Genomic DNA, 2,654 nt, shown 5'->3' with positions numbered 1-2,654 from the left:
GGCCGAGCGCGCGCACCAGCCGCTCGCGGCCGGCCACCGCCTGGTGGCGTGCGTGCAGCCACTGCGCCTGCGCATCGGACTGGAAGGCCTGCTCGCGCAACTGCTCCAGCTTGCTGAAGTTGCCGGCGGCGAGCATGCGGCGGGCGAGCTCGCCGGAGGCGTCGGCGGCTTCCTTCACCTGGTCGGCATAGCCGAGCAGTTGTTGCGCGGCGACCGCATCGAAGAAGGCGCGCCGCGCTTCAGCGGCCAGGCCCACCGCATCGGCGGCGGCCTGCAACTGGGCGATGTCGAAGCGCTCGCGCTCGATGCGCGATGCGGTCGGCATCGCCAGCAGCCCCAGCACATCGAAGATCACCGCGCGGTCGATCTCGACGCTGCCGCCGCCGGCCAGCCGGCCGAAGCGCAGCGAGGGGTTGTGCAGGCGGCCGGCGCGCACCAGGTCGGCCTCGGCGATGCCGAGCTCGGCGAAGCTCGCCCGCAGGCCGCGGTGGTTCAGCAGCGCGAGCTCGACTGCGGCGTCGGGGGTCAGCGGCCGCGCCAGCAGCTCGGCGGTGCGCGTGCGCGCCGCGTCGGAGGCTGCAGGGGTGCGCAACGCGGTGGGGGCGATGCCGGTGCGTTCGCGCGTCAGCGACGCGACGCGGTCGAAGCCGCCGTCTTCCGAGAAGGACGCGCAGCCGCCCAGTGCCAGCAGCGACAAGGCGCCGGCCACTTTCGACAGGTTCAGGTTCATGGTTCGAAGTCGATTGAATCGCCGCCACGCACGGGGCGGGCGGCAACAGCCTGCGCGTTGCGCGCGCGGGCACCCTCGGGCCCGAGGCCCCGTCATGGGGGCCCCGGCGGGTCAGCGGCTTCGGGGTGGGCGGTCGGGGCCGCCGGACTGGAAGCTCGGGGCCGGTGCCTGCAGGGACGGGAAGCTCAGCGTGGTGCTGAGCGTCGAGGGCTCGATCGTCGGCGCCGCGCTGGGCATCGGGGTCATCGAGCAGAAGGAGGCGCAGAGGTTGCAGCCGGTGTCGTGGGAGGTGTGCGTGGGAGAGGGCTGCGCCTGCTCGTGATGCGCGTGGTCATGGTGCGCGCCGTCGTCGTGATGCAGGGCGGTCGCGCCATCGTGCGCCGCCGGGTGCTGCATGTGCGACGACGCCGCCGCCAGGGCACCTCCCGCCGGGCACAGCATCGCCCCCGCGACCGCACCCCGGATGGGGATCAGCAGTGCGAGGAAGATCACGAAGAGGGCGCGGACGGTTCGCAAGGTGGGCGGAGGGTTTTCAGGTTCGGCGGAAGTCTATGGGCTGACAGCGTGGCAGTGTCAAGCGCAAATCCTCTTTCTCCGTCGGCTTCTGCCTGCGCACGCCCTTCGGCTTGCATCCATGGCCGCCAGCGGACTGTCTCCGTCGTCGACTGAACTGCCTGTCATGTGAAGCCCGCGGCGCGTCGATTCCAGAAGAGCCGAGAACTGGACCTCATGCACGAGTGGGAGCGAATGCTCAACGAAGTTGAGCGATCAAGGCGAGCGTGCGGGCGAAAGTCGAGCATCCGTTCCACGTGATCAAGAGCCTGTTGCGTCACATGAAGGTCCGCTACAAGGCCATGGTGAAGAACGAGGCGCAGTTGTTCAGCCTGTTCGGGTTGGCCAACATCGTCTTGGCCAAAAGGCGATGGCTGGCCCTCGATGCCCAAGGTGCGTCTTGAACGCGAGAAACAGCCTCGAAAAAGGTCTCGGGGCCACAGCTCTGAGGCCTCTTGCGGCCATCTACTAGTAAGCGACTTCGAGCCGCCCCTGCCAGCTACTCTTCAAAATAGTCCTCGCCCGACAGATAGTAGAAATGCCCCAAAGTTAAAGCGGAGGCCATTTCATAATAATCATGGCCACCTTTGCGAGGTTGAGGATGCCGCATTCCTCCCTCGGCTTCAACTATTACTGGGTCCGGGTGAATTTCATTTCGAATCGGCCTTTTCTGCGTATGGCTTATAACTGCCGGCGCAGGATTTCTGCTCGCATCTCGGGGAGGGTCAACATAGGCACTCGCCCTGCATGGGGCACCGGCAGTGATATTTTCGGTGAGGCCGCCTCCAGTTCGTCAACCAATTCCTTTGCGGCTCGATAATCGTTAATCTGCATTTTGGCAAATGCCAGAGCCAGCCACGCACCAGTATCAAAAGCATGATTTTTTGTCCGGCTCGCGCTATCCAGCATAGTCTCGAGCCATTCGATGGCCTTCATATATTCATCAACATATAAAGCAGCCTGCGACGCCAAAAACAGGGTTTTCACACTTTCGACACCCCAGCTGACAAGGAGGAAATAGTCGTCGAATGCTGCGCGCCCATCACCCTTTAAATAATGAATGGTCGCGCGCATCTCCAAGACATCAGGATTATCGCCCGACTCCAACATTTCAGAGCATCCGGCTATCGCGACGTCGAAATCTTGACGATCACGAGCCCTCTTGATATCGGCCATATTCATTTAATTCGCTTCAGGTGGGATCCTCAAACCCTCCTCGCCCCAGAAAATAATTCCCCACCCGAAGCTTGGCAACTTCATTGCGCAAATCATTTTCATAGGAGTCTCGTTGAATTCATTTTCCACGCTCATTGATCAGTTCGCGACGGGCCATCTGTTTCGACCAAATTCATGGCTTGCGCATAGGCAGAAG

At 63.1% G+C, this 2,654-nt stretch carries 3 protein-coding genes and 1 pseudogene; 1 reads left to right on the top strand and 3 read right to left on the bottom strand.

Going from position 1 to position 2,654, the window contains the following annotated elements; genetic code table 11:
* A partial coding sequence (locus AC1DXV_RS33650; RefSeq protein WP_477937902.1) for a TolC family protein occupies positions 1-730 on the bottom strand: 730 nt, incomplete at its 3' end.
* Between the two features lie 111 nt (positions 731-841).
* Positions 842-1,246 (bottom strand): hypothetical protein, encoded by a 405-nt coding sequence (locus AC1DXV_RS33645; protein WP_477867624.1) that lies wholly within the window; start codon positions 1,244-1,246, stop codon positions 842-844.
* 254 nt (positions 1,247-1,500) lie between these two features.
* On the opposite strand from AC1DXV_RS33645, the pseudogene AC1DXV_RS33640 reads away from it, so the two are divergent.
* Positions 1,501-1,686 (top strand): annotated as a pseudogene (locus AC1DXV_RS33640) (transposase); the annotation flags it as partial.
* A gap of 277 nt (positions 1,687-1,963) precedes the next feature.
* Here AC1DXV_RS33640 and AC1DXV_RS33635 read toward each other — a convergent pair.
* A complete protein-coding gene (locus AC1DXV_RS33635) occupies positions 1,964-2,464 on the bottom strand; it encodes a tetratricopeptide repeat protein (RefSeq protein WP_477867622.1) in 501 nt (166 codons plus the stop codon).
* Positions 2,465-2,654 lie beyond the last annotated feature (190 nt).

It is taken from the genome of Rhizobacter sp. P3_C12 (assembly GCF_056402735.1).
This window is presented reverse-complemented; position numbering and strand designations above follow the sequence as displayed.

What these genes read in the sequence shown, in the direction of transcription:
- AC1DXV_RS33635 (WP_477867622.1), bottom strand. Translation starts at nt 2,464, where the DNA reads ATGAATATGGCCGATATCAAGAGGGCTCGTGATCGTCAAGATTTCGAC.